This is a genomic window from Streptomyces sp. NPDC088097, assembly GCF_044741845.1.
Classification (GTDB): domain Bacteria; phylum Actinomycetota; class Actinomycetes; order Streptomycetales; family Streptomycetaceae; genus Streptomyces.
This window is the reverse complement of record NZ_JBIUTJ010000020.1, coordinates 18527-32557: the sequence shown is the minus strand read 5'-3', so window position 1 is coordinate 32557 and position 14031 is coordinate 18527. Positions and strand designations below refer to the sequence as shown.

Below are 14031 nucleotides of genomic sequence, written 5' to 3'. Positions count from 1 at the left end.
CCCCGCTCGGAAGAGCCTTCCGGGGGCGGGGCGCGGCGGCTACTGTCCCCGTAACGGGCAACGACGCGCGCCGGAGACACGGGAGGGTCGGCGTGCGGATGGAGGTTGCCCCGTGACCCGATCCACACCCGGAGCCGAGCCCGTGCCCGGGTCGGCAGGCGCGCTCGCGCCGCCGCGCCCGACCGGCTTCCGCGCCGTGTTCGCCCTCGGCGGCACGGCCCTGCCCGTGTACGCGTTCCTCGCCCGGCTCCCCGCCGCGCTCTGCCCCATCGGCACGCTGCTGCTGATCAACCAGCGCGACGGCATCGGCGAGGCCGGCGCCGTCGCGGCCTCGCTCTGGCTGGGCCAGGCCCTCGGCGGCCCGGTCATCGGCCGGCTCGCCGACCGGCGCGGCCACCGCCCGGTGCTGCTCGCCGCCTGCGTCGCGAACGCCGCCGTCCTCGCCGCCCTGGTCGCCGCCGTCCTCGGCGGGCTGCCGCTGGCGGCCCGGATGGGACTGGCCGTCGCGGCCGGGCTCACCGTCCCGCAGGTCGGGCCGCTGGCCCGGGCCCGGTGGGCGCGGCTGGCCGGGAGGGACAAGGCCGCGCTGGGCTCCGCGCTGTCCTTCGACACCACCCTGGACGAGGTCGGGTTCATGGTGGGGCCCGCGCTGGCCGGGATCCTCGCGGTGACCGTGCACCCGGCCTCGGCGCTGGTCCTGGCGGCCGTGCTGATCCTGGTGTTCGGCACCCTGTTCGCCGTCCACCCGACGGCCCCCGGGCCGGTCGAGGGCGTGGGCGCGGGCGCGCGAGGCGACGTACGGCTGTGGTCGCCGGGGCTGGCCCTGCTGTTCGCCATGGCCGTGCTGCAGGGTGCGGCGTGGAGCGGGGCCAACACCGGGGTCAACGCCCTCGCCGAGTCCGTCGGGCAGCCCGGGGCGGCGGGTCTGGTGTGGGCGTCGATGGCGGTGACCAGCTCGATCGCCGGCTTCGCGACCGTGGCCCGGCCGGGCTCGGCGGACCTCGTGGTGCGGCTGCGGTGGACGATTTGGGTCCAGGCCGCGCTCACCTTGTCCCTGTGGGGCGTGTCCGAGCTGTGGGGCGCGGCGGCGGCCGTCGCCGTCGTCGGGCTGGCCGTGGCCCCGCACCTGATCGCCCTGTTCGGGCTGGTGGAACGGACCGGCCCGGCGGAACGGATGGGCGAGGCCATGACCGTGTTGGGCAGCGGGCTGATCGTCGGCCAGGCGTTGGCCGCGGCGGTGTCCGGGCCACTGGCGGCGCGGTACGGCTACCAGGCCGCGTTCACCGTGTCCTGCGTGGCGGCGTCGTGCTCGGCGGGGCTCGCGGTGGCGTCGTTCAAGGTCCGATTCGGCGACAGCCCTTAGGGCCGGATCCCGATGTCGTGGAAGAACTCGTAGCGCGTCGGGTCGTCCGGGAGGAACCAGTGCAGGCCCTCCTCAAGGAAGACGGCGACCAGGTTGGCGCCCATGACCAGGCCCAGGAAGCCCAGGGCGAAGGTTCCCACCAGGCGGTACGGGCCCCGGCCCGAGGTCGGGACGGCGCGGTCGGCGGTGGCGTGGGCGAAGGCCAGGACCACTCCGATCGCGAGGGCCGCCAGGGTGAAGAGGATCCACGCCCACACGTACAGGTGGAGGCCGAACACCTCGCTGCCGTAGCCCTTGTCGCCGGGCAGGAGGTGCAGCGAGGTCTGCCGCCAGGAGGCGAACGAGCCCCCCGTCACGGCGACCAGCGCGAGGCCCCAACCCGTCATGTAGTCCCGCCCCGTGACCGCGCCCGTCGCCAGGGCGGTACGGACGACGTAGCCGGCGCCGAGCGCCGCGAGCAGCATGAACATCCGCTGGACGACGCACAGCGGACAGGGGTGCTCCCCCAGCCCGAGCTGGAAGTAGAGCCCTCCGCAGACGACCCCCGCCCAACCGACGACGAAGAGGCAGGCGAACCAGTACTGGACCCTCCCCAGCAGTCCGCCTTCGAGCGCGGTCTCCGGCACGAGGCTGTTCAGCGCCACCGCGGTCAGTAGCTCAGGGTGAGGGCGAGGCCGCCGGTGATGTGGTGTGCCATCAGGAGGATGACGGCGATCAGCAGGATCCACCAGGCACCGAGGACCACGGCCCGGGAGGTGTCCCGGTACATGGCGATCAGGGTGGCGAGGAGGCCGCCGAAGATGAGGGTGTCCATGGGGCGGACCGTACCGACCTGCGGACTTCCGCCCCGCGAGGCGCGCCCCCGGGGTCAGTCGGTTGCCCGGCCCGGGGCCCGGCGACTCCCCGGCCGCCCCGTCAGTCGCCCCGCCGTTTGCGGCGCCCGCGCCGGCCGGCCGCCCCGCGCCCCTCACCGCGGGCCCGGTCGTCGAGGGCGATCCAGATCCGCACCTCGGTCCCGCCCAGGACCGAACGGCCCAGCCGGACGTCACCGCCGGTGGACTCGGCGACCCGGCGGACGATGTCCAGGCCGAGGCCCGTCGAGCCGTCCCGGGCGCCGTCGTTGCCGCGCCGCAGGGCCTCGTCCGGGTCGGCGATGCCCGGCCCCGCGTCGGAGACGAGGACGATGACGGCGTCCCCGGCGTCGTGCACGTCCACCGCGAAGGGCGTGGCCTCGGGGGTGTGCCGGAACACGTTGCCGAGGAGGGCGTCGAGGGCGGCGGCCAGCTCCGGTCGGGCCACGGGGATCCGTACGGGACGGTCCACGCCGGCGAGCCGGACCTCGCGGCCCTCGTCCTCGGCGAGCGCCGACCAGAAGGACATCCGGTCGCGGATCACCTCGGAGGCGTCGCAGCCGGCTCCGCTGAACCCGCCGGTCGCCGGCCGCTGTTCACGGGCGGTACGGATGATCGTGTCGACCTCCCGCTCCAACTGCTCGACCGCCGTCCGGGTGTGCTCGGCGGCCGGACCCTCACCGAGGGAGGCCGCGTTGAGCCGGAGCACGGTCAGGGGCGTGCGGAGCCGGTGCGAGAGGTCGGCGGCCAGTTCCCGTTCGTTGGCGAGGAGTTCCACGACCTGGTCGGCCATGGCGTTGAACGCGACGGCCGCCGAGCGGAGTTCCTTCGGGCCGTCCTCCGGGACGCGCGCCCCGAGCTTTCCCTCGCCCAGCTGCTGCGCGGCCCCCGCCAGCCGTTCGGCGGGCCGTACGAGGCGGGCGCCGAGCCGGTCGGCGACCGCGACGGAGCCGACGACCAGTGCGAGCCCGACTCCGGCGAGGACCAGCCAGGCGGTGGTGACCCCGTTGCTGACCTCGCTCTCCGGGACCAGGATCTCGATGACGGCGATGTCCCCGGACGCCAGCGCCGTGGGCTGGAGCAGCGCGGATCCCCCGCCGGCCAGCCCGGCGGTGGTGGCCCGCCCCAGGCGGCGGGTCTCCTCCACCGCGTGCGCTCCGGCCCAGCCGCCGCCGATGTCGACCGGGGCGGCGGCGCCGATGCCGGGCACGTGGACGGCCATCCGTCGGGCGGCGCCCATCTCGGTGGACTCCACCGCCTTGCGCAGTTGCAGCGGTTCGGTGGTGATGGACAGGGTCGGCCCCATGGTGGCGGCCTGCCGTTCGGCGTTGGAGAAGGCCCGGTCGCTCGCCATCTCCCGGATCACCAGGCCGAGGGGGACGGCGAAGGCCAGCACCACCATGGTGGTGACGGCGAGACACACCTTGACCAGCGCCCACCTCATGCCGCCGTCCCCCGGGCGGTCCCGCTCACCCGGGCGGTCCCGCTCACCGGGGCGGTTCCAGCTTGACCCCGACCCCCCGCAGCGTGTGCAGGTAGCGCGGGCGGGCGGCCGTCTCGCCGAGCTTGCGGCGCAGCCAGGACAGGTGCACGTCGATGGTCTGGTCGTCCCCGTACGACTGCTGCCAGACCTCGGCCAGCAGCTCGCGCCGGGCCACGACCACCCCGGGTCGCCCGGCGAGGAAGGCGAGCAGGTCGAACTCCCGACGGGTGAGGTCGAGGACGGCGCCGTCCAGTTCGGCCTGGCGGCGCAGCGGGTCGATGGCGAGACCGCCCACGCGCAGGACCCGCGAGGGGGGTTCGGCGGCGGCGGCCTGGGAGCGGCGCAGGACGGCGGCCATCCGGGCGGAGAGGTGCTCGACGGAGAACGGTTTCGTGAGGTAGTCGTCGGCGCCGTCGTTGAGCAGCCGGACGATCTCGGCCTCGTCGTCGCGGGCGGTGGCGATGATGACGGGCACGTCCGTGATGCCGCGCAGCATCTTGAGCGCCTCGGCGCCGTCGAGGTCGGGCAGACCGAGGTCGAGGATCACCACGTCGAAGCGGTTGTGCGCGACCTCGCGCAGGGCCTCAAGGGCCGTGCCGACGCTCCGCACGGTGTGGGAGGCCTCGGTCAGGTGCCGGATCAGGGCGGAACGTACGAACTGGTCGTCCTCGACCACGAGCACACTTGCCATGGCGGCACCGTAGTCCATTCGAGGGACCCCGGGAGGTGTCGGGCCGGCTCTGGGGCGGGTGGTGCAGTATGTCCCTCGATGCGACGAGGACTTCTGCACACCCTGGCCTGGATCCTGGCGACGGCCGCCGCCGTGACCCTGTCGTGGTGGGGCGTGCACTCAGTGATGTCCGGGACGGCCTACGACGCGCCGCGCGCCGTTCCGCTGGCCACGCTGCCCCTGTCGTCCTCCACGCACGGCGAGGAACCGTCGAGGTCGCCGTCGCCCTCCGCCTCCGTCTCCGCGTCTCCCTCCGCTTCGACGCCGCCCTCCGCCCCGGCGTCGTCCTCCCCGTCCGCGCGGCCCAAGCCGGCCGCCCCGACCGGCCCGCGGCCGTACCAGGGGGCGGACGGGGGTGGCGGCTCCGGGAAGGTCGCGGGGTACTCGGTCTCGGGCGGCCGGGTCGTCTTCGACCTGGGCGCCTCCTCGGCCGGGCTGGTCTCGGCGACCCCGGAGGCGGGCTGGCGGATGCAGGTGTGGAAGCAGGACTTCTGGATCCGGGTCACCTTCACCCGCGACGGCCGCGAGGTGTCGGTGTTCTGCACCTGGCACGACCACCCGCCGGTGGTGGAGATCGTCGACCCCTGAGGCGTCCGCCCGGCGGGACCTGAGGGACGGCTGAAGACGGCCTGTAGAGGGCCTGGAGACGGCCTAGCGGAACACGGACTCCGGCGGCTGGGGCGAATCGACCGCCGAGGCGTCCGCGACGGGGGTCGCGCCGCCCGTGAAGTCGGCCAGGGAGCGGCCGTGTTCGACCCGGCCGGGGTGCGGGTCGCTCGCCACGCGGCGGGTGAACTCCGCCACGGGGAGCGGCCGGTCGGCGGCGACGAGCACCGCGTTGCCGAAGCGTTTGCCCCGCCACACCACCGGGTCGGCGGCCACCGCCAGTTCCGCGAACCGGGAGGCGGCCGTGGCGATCTGGCCCCGCAGGTGGGTCAGCGGCGGACCGTCCGCGAGGTTGGCCACGTACCAGCCGGTGGGCGCCAGGGCCCGGCGCACCTCGTCCAGGAACTCGACGCTGGTCAGGTGCGCGGGGGTGCGGGCGCCGCTGAACACGTCCGCGATGACGAGGTCCGCCCAGCCGTCCGGCACCTTGGCGAGCCCGGCGCGCGCGTCCACGGCCCGTACGCGGATCCGCGCCTGCGGGTCCAGCGGCAGGTGTTCCCGTACGAAGGCCACCAGAGCGGCGTCGATCTCCACCACCTGCTGCGTGGAGCGGGGCCTGGCGGCGGCCGCGTACCGGGCCAGGGTGAAGGCGCCGCCGCCGAGGTGGAGCACGTTGAGGGGTTGCCGGGCGGGGGCGACCAGGTCAATGAGGTGGCCGATGCGCCGCTGGTACGAGAAGTCGAGGTGGCCGGGGTCGTCGAGGTCCACGTGGGACTGCGGGGCCCCGTCGATCAGCAGGGTCCAGGCGCGCGAGCGCTCCCGGTCGGGGACCAGCTCGGCCAGCCCGCCGCCCACTTGCCCGGAGGCCGGACCGGCGTCACCGCCCCCGCGCTCCGCCCCGGCGTTGCCCCTGCTGCGCTTGCTCTTCCCTGCCACCCCACCATTGTGCCTGGTCAGGGCTTCAGCGGCAGTTGTCGGCCGCTTCGATCAGACGGGCGGCCTCGCCCAGGGCCGCGCGCAGGACCTCGGGGTCGGTGACCGGGCCCACGGCCTCGGGGGGCAGCAGCCAGCCGGTGCCTCCCGAGGTGGGCGAGACGGCGTCGCCGAAGCGCATGCCGCGCCCGTTGGTCTGCGTACAGGCGCTGCCGGGCAGGTCCCAGGCGTCGGCGGTGCCGGGCGGGACGAGGAAGCCGAGGGTCGCGCCGGAGCAGTCGTGCAGGACGGGGCCGACTCCGGGGGCGCGTCCGGCCCCCCGGCGGATGATGTCGACCGCCTCCAGCCCCTGCCGGGTGGGCACGGTGACCAGGTCGGGGGCCGCCACGAAGGTGGGCGCCGGGAGCCCCGGAGCGACCCGCACCGGGCCGGGGGCCGCGCCGGGCGTGAGCGCGGTGTTCGTTCCAGTACTGTCCATGCCGGCCTCCACCAAGGGGAACCCCTCCTCGATCCGTATCCGCATGGGTTCAACGCACGGGGGCGTCAACAGGTGCGGCGAGAAGCCGCCGCAAAGGATGGCAGTTCATGGCGGATCACGGGTGAGATATCCGTTTTGTAGCCAAACAGTGCATGAACACCCCCTCGCCGGCGGTACGTTCATGCGCGCCGGGAGCCCCGCCCCCGGACCGAGCGCGACGGGACCGCCGACACGATCACCGGGTCCGTCCGACTCAGCGGGATCACCTGAGATTGTCCAGAGAGGCCACGTCCATGGCGGCGTTCCCCCACTCACCCAACTCCTCCTTCCGGCGGCTGCGCGGACAGCACTCGCCGGCCGAGTTCGCGGCCCTGGTGCGCCGGGCCGCACGGGAGATCGGCGAAACGGTTTCCTGCGACGCCCGTTACATCGGGAGGGTGGAGTCGGGCGAGATCCGCTGCCCCAACTACGCCTACGAGCGGGTCTTCCTGCACATGTTCCCCGGCCGCACCCTGGCCGACCTGGGCTTCTCCCCGCGCGAGGCGGTCCGCGGGCGTTCCGCACAACGGGCCAGGACCGCCCCTTCCGGCTCCGACCACCCCACCCACCGTTCCAAGGAGAGCGACGTGCTGCGTCGCGCGTTCATGGCGGGCGGCTCCGCGACCGTGGCGGCAGCGACGCTCAGCCTCACCCTGCTCGGGGACTCCCGCAGGATCCCCTCCCGCGCCGGCGAGGCCGAGGCCGCCGCCGTCGAGGACGCCGTGCGCCAGATCCGGCTGCTGGACGACCGGCACGGCGCCGACTCCCTCTACCGGCGGGCGGCCCAGCCCCTGCGGACCGCGTACGCGCTGCTCGACGCGGGGGCCACCCGGCAGTCCACCGAGGACCGCCTGCACGCGGGCGCCGGAGAACTGGCCGTCTCCGTGGGCTGGTTGGCCCACGACTCCGGCCGCTTCGAGGACGCCCGCTCGCACTACGCGGAGGCCCTGGCCACCGCCCGGGTCTCCGGGGACGCGGGGCTGGAGGCGCACGCCTTCAGCAACATGGCCTTCCTGGCCCGGGACCGCGGGCGCCCGCGCGAGTCGGTCCGGGCGGCCCAGGCGGGCCGGCTCGCGGCCCGCTCGCTGGGCTCTCCCCGGCTGCTGTCGCTGCTGGCCCTGCGCGAGGCGGGCGGCTGGTCGGGGATGTCCGACCGCAAGTCCTGTGAGGAGGCCCTGACCCGGGCGCACACGGAGTTCGGACGGGGCCCCTCGGGCGCCGAACCGGAGTGGATGTCCTTCTTCGGCGAGGCCGAGTTGGAGTCGCTGGAGTCCCGCTGCTGGGCGGACCTCGGGGAGCACGCCCGCGCGGCGCGGCACGCCCGGCGGGCGGCCGACCTCCAAGACCCGCACTTCGCACGGAACGTGGCCCTCTACACCGCCGAGCTGGCCGACGACCTGGCTCGCGCGGGCGCCCCGGACGAGGCCGCCTGGGCGGGCGGTCGGGTGCTGGACCTCCTGGAGGAGGTCCGGTCGACCCGGATCCAGTCGATGCTGGCGGGCACGGCCGCCGTGCTGGTCCCGCACCAGCGATCCCCGCGCGTGGGCGCCTTCCTGACCCGCCACGCGCGGGCCTGACCGCCACCGCCCGGGCCCGACCTGGTGCGACGCCCGGGCCCCGTCGGGTGCGACCGCGGGCCCCCTCGGGTGCCGGGCCCGGGTCAGACGTCCAGGTGGCCCGTGTCGTTCCAGCGTTCCAGCGCGGGGGCTCCGTAGGCCCAGCCGAGGACCGAGAGGGAGGTGGGGTCCAGGCGGACGCGGGCGCCGAAGGAGGCCTCGAAGCCCAACCAGCGGGCGGCCAGGGTGCGCAGGACGTGGCCGTGGGCGAAGACCAGGACGTCGCGTTCCGCCGAACGGGCCCAGGTGACCACCTCGTCCGCGCGCGCCGCGATGTCGGCGACGGCCTCGCCGCCGGGCACCCCGTCGCGCCAGATCAGCCAGCCGGGACGGACCGCCTGGATCTCGGCGGGGGTCATGCCCTCGTAGTCGCCGTAGTCCCATTCCATGAGGGTGTCCCACGGGTCCGCCTGGAGCCCGAAACCGGCCAGGTCGCAGCTCTCGCTGGCGCGGACCAGGGGGCTGGTGCGCACCTCCAGGCCGCGCAGGCTCGACCAGGGCTCGCGGGCCAGGCGCTCGCCGAGCAGCTTGGCGCCCTGCCTGCCCTCCTCCAGCAGCGGCACGTCGGTGCGCCCGGTGTGCTTGCCGAGCTTCGACCATGCCGTCTGGCCGTGCCGGGCCAGCAGGATGCGGGGGGCCATGTCATTTCTCCCGGTCCGTGGGTGTTCGCTCGTAGATACGGCGATTCGATCGTCGGTCCATCATCCACGACGTGAACACCGGGCAACCATGCCGCCGGCGCCGGAGTCATACACCGTATGACGGACCGGCGGCGGCCCACGCGATGGTGGGCGGAACTCCTGCTCCTCGGCCTCCTCTACGGGGCCTACTCGGGCGGACGGCTCCTCGCGCGGGGGGACGTGGACCTCGCCGTCGGCCACGGGCTCGCGCTCCTGCGCGTCGAGGAACTCCTGCGGATCGACTTCGAGAGACCCCTGAACCGGCTCTTCTCCCGCTCCGGCGTGCTCGGGATACCCGCCGACTTCTTCTACGCCTCCCTGCACTACCTGATCACCCCGGCCGTCCTGGTCTGGCTCTACCGGCGCCGCCCCCGGCACTACCGCGACGCCCGCTCGGGTCTCGTCGCGGCCACCGTCCTCGGCCTGGTCGGCTTCGCCCTGGCGCCCACCTGCCCGCCCCGGCTGCTGGAGGCCTCGTACGGGTTCACCGACACGATGGCCCGCTACAGCGCCTACGGCTGGTGGGGCGGGGAGGCGAGCGCCCCGCGCGGGCTCGGCGCCCTCACCAACCAGTACGCGGCCATGCCGAGCCTGCACGTCGGCTGGGCCCTGTGGTGCGGGATCCTGCTGTGGCGCCACGCCCGGCACCCCCTCGTGCGGACCCTGGGCGCCGCCTATCCGGTGCTGACCACGCTCGTGGTGATGGGGACGGCCAACCACTACTTCCTCGACGCCGTCGCGGGCGCCGCGGTGCTGGGCGCGGGGTGGGTGCTCGGGCCCCGGGTGGCGACCTGGGCGGGGGCCCGCGCCGACCGGTGGGAGGCACTACCGGCCCGTTTCCGCCGTAAGTCCACGATTGTCAGTGGCGGATGGGACACTTCCGCCCGTGAGCTCCTACCCGCCCGCCGGTCCCCCGCAGGCCGCACGACCGACCGTGCCGCGGACCGCGACGCCGACCGCGCCGACCGCGGCGACCGCGCCGCCGACGACACTGCGGCAGCGGCTCGCTGACCTGCGCGGTTCCGCCGTCCCGCCGCGTCCCATGGACGCCCGCGCGCTCGCCGCGCTGGCGGCCAACCCCGGCTGCGGCAGACGGGCCCTGCTGGACGGCGCCGGGGTGGACAAGACCCGGCTCGCCGAGGCCCTGGGCTCACCGGCCGCCTTCGGCCAGTCCCAGTTCGCGATCGTCCGCGGGAACTCCTTCGAGGCCAAGGTGAAGGGCGACGGCGGAGCGGAGCTGCTGCGCCTGGTCCACGACCGGCTCGACGCCGACGCGGAACCGCCCGGCGCCGACGCCCGGCTGCCCGAGCTGACCGCCGCCGGACCCGAGGGGCGCGCCGCCCGCACGGCGCTGGCCCTGCGCGAGGCCACCGGCGCGGGGGCCTGGAGCCTGCTGGACCATCCGATGCTGGCCCTGGAGGTGGCGGGCACCCCCGCCTACCTGGAGCCCGACGCCGTCGTGGTGCACCCCGACGGCCGCTGGACCGTGGTGGAGATCAAGTCGTTCCCGATGATCGACGGGGCCGCCGACTCCGCGAAGGTGGGGGCCGCCGCCCGGCAGGCCGCCGTCTACGTGCTGGCCCTGGAACAGACCGCCGCCAAGCTGGAGGGCGCCCGGGTGGACCACCGGGTGCTGCTCGTCTGCCCGAAGGACTTCTCCAACCTGCCCACCGCCGCCGCCGTGGACGTCCGCCGGGAGCGGTCGGTGACCCGGCGCCAGTTGGAGCGGCTGACCCGGGTCGAGGAGCTGGCCGGGTCGCTTCCCGAGGGGACCTGCTTCGACCCCTCGCGGTCCGCCGAGGAGCTGACGGAGGCCGTCTCCGCGGTCTCCGCCGCCTACGCCCCCGAGTGCCTGGCCGCCTGCGAGCTGGCCTTCCACTGTCGGCAGCGGTCCCGCGCCGCCGGGGAGCCGGCCGCCCTGGGCCGGTCCCTGCGCGGGGAGTTGGGCGGGCTCACCACCGTCGAGGCGGCCCTGACCGCGGCCCGCGGCGCGGAGCCCGGTCCGGGGGACGCCGACGACCCCACCGCCGCCGCCCTGCGCCGGGCGGCCCGGCTGCGCGCCGAGGCCCTGGAGGCGGCCGGCGTCCGACCCCCGCACGACGCCCCGGAGAACCCCGCATGCCCCTGCTGAGCACCCTGGCCCGGCTGGAGGCGGTCCGCGCGGGCCGCGCCCAGCCCCTCGCGACCGTGCGCCACCGCCACCTGGGCGAGCGCCCGCTGGTCCTCGTACCGCTGACGACGGCCGGCGAGGCGGGGGCGCCGCTCGGCGCGATGCTGGGCACCGAGCGGGAGGACCCCCGGATCCTCGTCATACCGCAGCCGCGCGACCGGGACCTGCGCTGGGCGTTCCTGGCCGAGCTGGCCCGGGAGCTGATGCCGTACCTGGACGCGTACGCGGACGTGGTGGAGCCGGCCGAGCGGACCGAGACCGACCCGGAGAGCGGTAAGCGGGTCAAGGTCGAGGCGGAGCTGTGCGTGGACGCCCCGCAGATCCTGGTGCCCGGCCGGGCGGCCGTGGAGTACGTACGCCTGCTCGGGCGTTCCATGCGGTTCCGGCGGACGGCCGAGGACGACCCGGAGAACCCGTACCCGGTGCCCACGCAGGTCCCGCTGCTGGGCCGCTGGTTCACCCACCTCGCCGAGCGCTCCCGGGTGCCGGGCTCCTCGATGCTGCTGTCGGCGACGGAGCTGCTCGGGCAGCACTGGGCCACCGGGCAGAGCAACCTGGAGGACCAGCACCTCGGCGCGCTGCTGGCCTGGATCAGCCCGCCCGAGGGGCTCTCGGGCGCCGAGTGGGCGCTGCGGGCGGAGCTGGCGCGGGACGCGCGGGGGCAGCTGCTGGTGCCCCCGGCCGGCCCGGCCACCGACCCGGCCTTCGACAACGGGCTCCTCGCGCCGGCGATCTCGAAGTACGACGCGGCCCGGACGGCGGGCGGGAGCGCGTCCGTGCTGCGGGCGGAGCGGGTCGTCCGGGAGCTGGTCGAGTCCCAGATGGCCACGGCCTGGCGGCAGACCTGGGAGGCGATCGATCTGGTGCGGACCCTGCCCCCCGGGGAGCGCACCGAGGAGCGCTGGACCTCCGACCGGTGGTCCTTCACCGGGCACCGGGACCGCGTCCGCTCGGGCGAGCCCCCGCAGCCGCGGCGCGACGACGCGGTGACGGCGGCGCGGAAGCTGTCGATGCGGGAGACCGAGCAGGGCCGGTTGGACGCCCAGCAGGCCCTCGACGACCCCCTGGTGATGGCGGGGCGGCGGCTGGCGGGCGAGGCCTTCACCGGCGAGGTCACCGAGGTGGTGATGGAGTGGACGGAGGGCAAGCGACCGCGCCCCCGCCCGAGGGTGACCGTGGCCACCGAGGACCGGCCGCAACTGGCCGAGGAGGGCGGCGGGAAGGCGTACCGCTCGCTGGACGGGCGCCAGCAGTCCTTCGCGTTCGTCCGGTTCGAGGAGGACGGGCAGTTGGTGCTGCGCGTGCTCGACAAGATGGGCGCGGGCCGGGAGCCGGCGGCGGGCTCGGTGCCGGAGAAGGGCGACCGGGTGTGCTGGACCCTGTTCGAGCACGAGACGCGCAGCGGCCCGAAGCTGCCCGACGCGGAGAACACCCCCTGGACGCACGGCGGCCCGCCCGGCGCCGCCGCCGCCCTCGCCCCGACCGACGCCGTGACCGACGAGGACCTCCTGTGACCGCCTTCGACCCGGGCGCGGCAGCCGCCCAGGCGACCGCCGCCATCCTGCGCGACACCCTGCACGGCACCGCGCGGGGCGTCGTCGTGGACTCCCCGCCCGGGGCCGGCAAGTCCACCCTCGTGGTGCGGGCGGCGCGGGAACTGGCCGCCGCCGGACGCCGGCTGATGGTGGTGGCGCAGACCAACGCGCAGGTCGACGACCTGGTGCTGCGGCTCGCCGAGAAGGATCCCGGGCTGAAGGTGGGCCGGCTGCACAGCAGCGACGGCGAGGCCTACGACCCCGCCCTGCGCGAGCTGGCCTCGGTGACCCTGTCCTCGAAGCCGGCGGACCTCGCGGAGCTGCCGGTGACCATCTCCACGGCCGCGAAGTGGGCGTACGTCAAGGACACGGAGCCCTGGGAGCACGCGATCGTCGACGAGGCGTACCAGATGCGCTCCGACGCGCTGCTGGCCGTCGCCGGCCTGTTCGACCGGGCGCTGTTCGTGGGCGACCCGGGGCAGCTGGACCCGTTCAGCGTGGTCGGCGCCGAGCAGTGGGCGGGGCTGTCGTACGACCCCTCGGCGAGCGCCGTCAGCACGCTGCTGGCGCACAACCCGCACCTGCCGCAGCACCGGTTGCCGGTGTCGTGGCGGCTCCCGGCGACGGCCGCGCCGCTGGTCTCGCGCGCCTTCTACCCGTACACGCGGTTCCGCAGCGGCACGGGCCCGGGCGAGCGCCGGTTGACCTACGGGGTGACCTCGGACGGTTCGGGTCCGGACCGGGTGCTGGACGAGGCCGCCGCTTCGGGCTGGGGCCTGCTGGAGCTGCCCGCCCGGCACACCCCGCGCACGGATCCGGAGGCGGTGCGGGCGGTGGCCCTGGTGGTCCGGCGGGCGTTGGACCGGGGCGCGGTCACCGCCGACGAGCAGTCCCCCCGGCCGTCCCCGCTGACGGCCGCCCGGATCGCCGTGGGCACCGCCCACCGGGACCAGGCCGCCGCCGTCCGCTCGGCGCTGACCGCCCTCGGCGTCACGGGGGTCACGGTGGACACCGCGAACCGCCTCCAGGGCCGCGAGTACGACCTCACGGTGGTCCTGCACCCCCTGTCGGGCCGCCCCGACGCCACCGCCTTCCACCTGGAGACGGGCCGCCTGTGCGTGCTCGCCTCCCGGCACCGGCACGCCTGTGTGGTGGTGGCCCGGGCGGGCATAGCGGAACTCCTGGACGAACACCCGTCCTCGGAGCCGGTCCAGCTGGGCGTGACCGTGAAGTTCCCCGACGGCTGGGAGGCGAACCACTCGGTCCTGGCCCACCTCGCGGAACACCGCGTCCCCTGGCGACCGTAGCCCCGCCGGACGGAGTCCGGCACGCCGCCGCGGGCGGCCGACCGACACAGCCCCGACGGCTGGGAGGCGAACCACTCGGTCCTGGCCCACCTCGCGGAACACCGCGTCCCCTGGCGACCGTAGCCCCGCCGGACGGAGTCCGACACGCCGCCGCGGGCGGCCGACCGACACAGCCCCGACGGCTGGGAGGCGAACCACTCGGTCCTGGCCCACCTCGCGGAACACCGCGTCCCCTGGCGA

14 protein-coding genes are annotated in these 14031 nt (G+C 75.5%); 7 read left to right on the top strand and 7 right to left on the bottom strand.

Annotation, left to right across the window (positions count from 1 at the left end; all coding sequences use genetic code 11):
• The first annotated feature begins 112 nt into the window (after positions 1-112).
• Entirely contained in the window at positions 113-1363 is a 1251-nt protein-coding gene (locus ACIOD1_RS32545; protein WP_401906466.1) for an MFS transporter, read from the top strand.
• Here the strand turns inward: ACIOD1_RS32545 and ACIOD1_RS32540 are convergent.
• The 4 genes from ACIOD1_RS32540 to ACIOD1_RS32525 form a co-directional block, all read right to left on the bottom strand.
• A complete protein-coding gene (locus ACIOD1_RS32540; protein ID WP_365628863.1) occupies positions 1360-2007 on the bottom strand; it encodes a disulfide bond formation protein B in 648 nt (215 codons plus the stop codon). The genes ACIOD1_RS32545 and ACIOD1_RS32540 overlap by 4 nt on opposite strands.
• Before the next feature lie 5 nt (positions 2008-2012).
• Positions 2013-2177, bottom strand: coding sequence for a DUF5993 family protein (locus ACIOD1_RS32535; protein WP_365628861.1), 165 nt, complete (start codon positions 2175-2177; stop codon positions 2013-2015).
• A gap of 101 nt (positions 2178-2278) precedes the next feature.
• Complete coding sequence (locus tag ACIOD1_RS32530; protein ID WP_401906462.1) at positions 2279-3658, bottom strand: ATP-binding protein; 1380 nt, start codon at positions 3656-3658, stop codon at positions 2279-2281.
• 43 nt (positions 3659-3701) lie between these two features.
• Positions 3702-4388 (bottom strand): response regulator transcription factor, encoded by a 687-nt coding sequence (locus ACIOD1_RS32525; protein ID WP_365628855.1) that lies wholly within the window; start codon positions 4386-4388, stop codon positions 3702-3704.
• 78 nt (positions 4389-4466) lie between these two features.
• Between ACIOD1_RS32525 and ACIOD1_RS32520 the strand changes: the two genes are divergently transcribed.
• On the top strand, positions 4467-5015 hold the full coding sequence (locus ACIOD1_RS32520; RefSeq protein WP_365628852.1) for a hypothetical protein: 549 nt from the start codon (positions 4467-4469) through the stop codon (positions 5013-5015).
• Between the two features lie 63 nt (positions 5016-5078).
• On the opposite strand, the gene ACIOD1_RS32515 is transcribed toward ACIOD1_RS32520, so the two are convergent.
• Together ACIOD1_RS32515 and ACIOD1_RS32510 are read right to left on the bottom strand one after the other, a co-directional pair.
• Positions 5079-5969, bottom strand: a complete 891-nt coding sequence (locus tag ACIOD1_RS32515; protein ID WP_401906459.1) for a spermidine synthase — start codon at positions 5967-5969, stop codon at positions 5079-5081.
• A 25-nt stretch (positions 5970-5994) separates the two neighbouring features.
• A complete protein-coding gene (locus ACIOD1_RS32510; protein WP_365628849.1) occupies positions 5995-6444 on the bottom strand; it encodes a hypothetical protein in 450 nt (149 codons plus the stop codon).
• A gap of 293 nt (positions 6445-6737) precedes the next feature.
• Between ACIOD1_RS32510 and ACIOD1_RS32505 the strand changes: the two genes are divergently transcribed.
• Positions 6738-8060 (top strand): tetratricopeptide repeat protein, encoded by a 1323-nt coding sequence (locus ACIOD1_RS32505; RefSeq protein WP_401906457.1) that lies wholly within the window; start codon positions 6738-6740, stop codon positions 8058-8060.
• Between the two features lie 83 nt (positions 8061-8143).
• On the opposite strand, the gene ACIOD1_RS32500 is transcribed toward ACIOD1_RS32505, so the two are convergent.
• On the bottom strand, positions 8144-8740 hold the full coding sequence (locus ACIOD1_RS32500; protein WP_365628844.1) for a histidine phosphatase family protein: 597 nt from the start codon (positions 8738-8740) through the stop codon (positions 8144-8146).
• A gap of 117 nt (positions 8741-8857) precedes the next feature.
• Here ACIOD1_RS32500 and ACIOD1_RS32495 point away from each other — a divergent pair, with 117 nt between their 5' ends.
• The 4 genes from ACIOD1_RS32495 to ACIOD1_RS32480 are packed head-to-tail and all read left to right on the top strand — an operon-like array spanning position 8858 to position 13791.
• On the top strand, positions 8858-9790 hold the full coding sequence (locus tag ACIOD1_RS32495; RefSeq protein ID WP_401906452.1) for a phosphatase PAP2 family protein: 933 nt from the start codon (positions 8858-8860) through the stop codon (positions 9788-9790).
• Positions 9714-10910, top strand: coding sequence for a hypothetical protein (locus ACIOD1_RS32490; RefSeq protein ID WP_401906539.1), 1197 nt, complete (start codon positions 9714-9716; stop codon positions 10908-10910). The genes ACIOD1_RS32495 and ACIOD1_RS32490 overlap by 77 nt, the downstream gene beginning before the upstream one ends.
• Positions 10898-12463, top strand: a complete 1566-nt coding sequence (locus ACIOD1_RS32485) for a hypothetical protein (RefSeq protein ID WP_401906449.1) — start codon at positions 10898-10900, stop codon at positions 12461-12463. Before ACIOD1_RS32490 ends, ACIOD1_RS32485 begins: the two co-directional genes overlap by 13 nt.
• A complete protein-coding gene (locus ACIOD1_RS32480) occupies positions 12460-13791 on the top strand; it encodes an AAA domain-containing protein (protein WP_365628835.1) in 1332 nt (443 codons plus the stop codon). The genes ACIOD1_RS32485 and ACIOD1_RS32480 overlap by 4 nt, the downstream gene beginning before the upstream one ends.
• Positions 13792-14031 lie beyond the last annotated feature (240 nt).

Coding starts and splice junctions, on each gene's coding strand:
- ACIOD1_RS32485 (WP_401906449.1), top strand. CDS start 10,898: ATGCCCCTGCTGAGCACCCTGGCCCGGCTGGAGGCGGTCCGCGCGGGC.
- ACIOD1_RS32505 (WP_401906457.1), top strand. CDS start 6,738: ATGGCGGCGTTCCCCCACTCACCCAACTCCTCCTTCCGGCGGCTGCGC.
- ACIOD1_RS32525 (WP_365628855.1), bottom strand. CDS start 4,388: ATGGCAAGTGTGCTCGTGGTCGAGGACGACCAGTTCGTACGTTCCGCC.
- ACIOD1_RS32495 (WP_401906452.1), top strand. CDS start 8,858: ATGACGGACCGGCGGCGGCCCACGCGATGGTGGGCGGAACTCCTGCTC.
- ACIOD1_RS32520 (WP_365628852.1), top strand. CDS start 4,467: ATGCGACGAGGACTTCTGCACACCCTGGCCTGGATCCTGGCGACGGCC.
- ACIOD1_RS32530 (WP_401906462.1), bottom strand. CDS start 3,658: ATGAGGTGGGCGCTGGTCAAGGTGTGTCTCGCCGTCACCACCATGGTG.
- ACIOD1_RS32510 (WP_365628849.1), bottom strand. CDS start 6,444: ATGGACAGTACTGGAACGAACACCGCGCTCACGCCCGGCGCGGCCCCC.
- ACIOD1_RS32500 (WP_365628844.1), bottom strand. CDS start 8,740: ATGGCCCCCCGCATCCTGCTGGCCCGGCACGGCCAGACGGCATGGTCG.
- ACIOD1_RS32535 (WP_365628861.1), bottom strand. CDS start 2,177: ATGGACACCCTCATCTTCGGCGGCCTCCTCGCCACCCTGATCGCCATG.